Annotated in this window: 4 protein-coding genes; 1 reads left to right on the top strand and 3 read right to left on the bottom strand. The window is 46.8% G+C overall.

Annotation, left to right across the window (positions count from 1 at the left end; all coding sequences use genetic code 11):
* Both ACWA6V_RS20650 and clpS read right to left on the bottom strand, forming a co-directional pair.
* Nucleotides 1–1,050, bottom strand: a 1,050-nt coding sequence (locus tag ACWA6V_RS20650) for a Clp protease N-terminal domain-containing protein (RefSeq protein ID WP_449524250.1), incomplete at its 3' end; no start/stop codon positions are given.
* Nucleotides 1,051–1,107: 57 nt separating this feature from the next.
* Entirely contained in the window at nucleotides 1,108–1,479 is a 372-nt protein-coding gene (clpS, locus tag ACWA6V_RS20655; RefSeq protein ID WP_310073450.1) for an ATP-dependent Clp protease adapter ClpS, read from the bottom strand.
* A 321-nt stretch (nucleotides 1,480–1,800) separates the two neighbouring features.
* Between clpS and cspD the strand changes: the two genes are divergently transcribed.
* On the top strand, nucleotides 1,801–2,055 hold the full coding sequence (gene cspD, locus ACWA6V_RS20660; RefSeq protein WP_331353431.1) for a cold shock domain-containing protein CspD: 255 nt from the start codon (nucleotides 1,801–1,803) through the stop codon (nucleotides 2,053–2,055).
* A 94-nt stretch (nucleotides 2,056–2,149) separates the two neighbouring features.
* On the opposite strand, the gene ACWA6V_RS20665 is transcribed toward cspD, so the two are convergent.
* The coding region (locus tag ACWA6V_RS20665; protein ID WP_449524251.1) for an NADP-dependent isocitrate dehydrogenase at nucleotides 2,150–2,365 on the bottom strand (216 nt) is incomplete at its 5' end.

A 2,365-nucleotide genomic window follows, 5' to 3' on the forward strand; every position in this document is an offset into this window, starting at 1 on the left:
TTGGAAGCGACGTGAAAGCGCGCGGTCTTTATCAAAAATCCCGCGATACTCCTGATAGGTCGTTGAACCCATGCAGCGAATTTCACCGGATGACAGCAGTGGCTTTAACAAGTTGGATGCATCCATCACACCGCCAGAAGCAGCGCCAGCACCAATAATGGTGTGGATTTCATCGATAAACAAAATAGAATTTTTTTGCTTCTTCAATTCATTGAGCAAACTTTTGAAACGCTTTTCAAAATCGCCGCGATATTTAGTGCCCGCTAACAACGCTCCCATATCCAACGAGTAAACAACACTGTCAGCCAGAGTCTCAGGGACATCACCATCCACAATACGTTTGGCAAGCCCCTCAGCAATTGCGGTTTTACCCACGCCAGATTCACCAACCAACAGCGGATTATTTTTGCGGCGACGCGACAGAATCTGGCACACACGCTCCACTTCAAATTCACGGCCAACCAGTGGATCAATACGGCCTTGCATCGCTGCTTCATTCAGGTTTGCAGCAAAATTTTCCAATGGGCTTTGCGAGCTGGACTCACTTGTTGCTGCATCCTCATCCTGATTTTCTTGCGGTGAGTGGTGGTCGTGACTGTGATCGGTGTGACCAGATACTTTATGAATACCGTGAGTGATGTAATTCACCACATCAATACGGGCAATGCTTTGTTGTTTGAGATAATAAACAGCCTGGCTTTCCTGCTCACTAAAAATAGCGACCAGGACATTGGCACCGGTGACTTCTTGTTTACCGGATGATTGCACATGAAATACAGCGCGCTGTAAGACGCGTTGAAAACCCAAGGTTGGCTGGGTTTCGCGCTCGGAATCATTTTCAGGGATGAGCGGGGTTGTGGAATCGACAAACTCGATTAATTCTTTACGCAGACTCATTAAATCAGCACCGCAAGCGCGCAGTACATTAGCAGCCGAATCATTATCGATGAGCGCCAATAACAAGTGCTCAACGGTCATAAATTCGTGACGCTTGGAGCGCGCACCTTTGAAAGCAAGATTTAAGGTTACTTCAAGATCTTTACTTAACATCGCGCATACCCTCTTCTAACCAACAAATGTAAAAACCACTCACACTACCACTTACTATTACTCACCATCTTCAACCGCTTCTATCTCACACAGCAGAGGATGTTGATTCTCTCTTGCATATTGATTCACTTGCGCCGCTTTAGTTTCAGCTATATCACGAGTATAGATACCACAAACCGCTTTGCCGTGAACATGTACCGTTAACATTACGTGGGTGGCTTTTTCGCGCGACATGGAAAAAAACACTTCCAGTATTTCCACCACAAAATCCATCGGTGTGTAATCGTCATTCAATAGCATCACCTTATACATAGGTGGCCGTTTCAGCTTCGGCTTGGAGGTTAAGACCGCAAGGCCGCCATCAGATTCATCGGCAGAATTGTCGTCGTCTTTACCTAAGGTTAGTTGAAGGTTTTGGAGATTGCCCATAGAGATTCAATACAAAGTAAAAATGATTAGTTGTTCGGCGGTATTGTAACTCATCGGCATAACAAGCCCTAATGAGACCTAATACGGATAAATGCTTGACTTTGGGTCAATTGTTGGATAAAAAAAGAGCGCATTTGCACACAAATGCGGCATATAGTTCAAATAAAAGCACCAAGACTCACTTAAAGACTTTCAGCGGTACACTTTCAGCAACACATAAGCAGACATCTCGTCCAAACCCCGAGCAATAGCTGTACTTGGGACAATAATAACGACAGTGATGTTTTTCAAGGGCATCACTTGGGCAGAAGGACTCCAATCATGCCAACTGGCACCGTTAAATGGTTCAATAATGCAAAAGGCTACGGCTTTATCCTGGCGGATGAAGGCGGTGAAGACCTGTTTGCGCACTATTCCGCCATCACTATGGAGGGTTACAAAACCCTCAAAGCTGGCCAACAGGTGACATTTGAGGTCACCAAGGGCGATAAAGGGCTGCATGCAGTCAATATCACCGCCCCGGCCAACGATACAGCTTTGCAACATATCAGCCGAACGAGCGCGGTTCCCGCGTAAAGTTCGGACGGAGCGAATTCCCCCATGAAAAAAGCCCCCTGTATCACTACAGGGGGCTTCTTGTGCTTCTATCGCTTCCTGAATTCCGGAAGACTTAGTTCAAGCTTGCCAAGACTGCGTTAAAGGTAGCGCTTGGACGCAAGGCAGCAGATGCCTTGGCGAAATCCGGACGGTAGTAACCACCCAAATCAACCGGCTTACCTGATGCCGCTTTTAGCTCGTCAACGATTTTGGCTTCGTTTTCGGTTAAGGTTTTGGCAACTGGAGCGAACTGAGCCTGCAAAGCAGCATCTTCCGTTTGAGCCGCCAG

This window comes from Cellvibrio sp. (assembly GCF_053579595.1).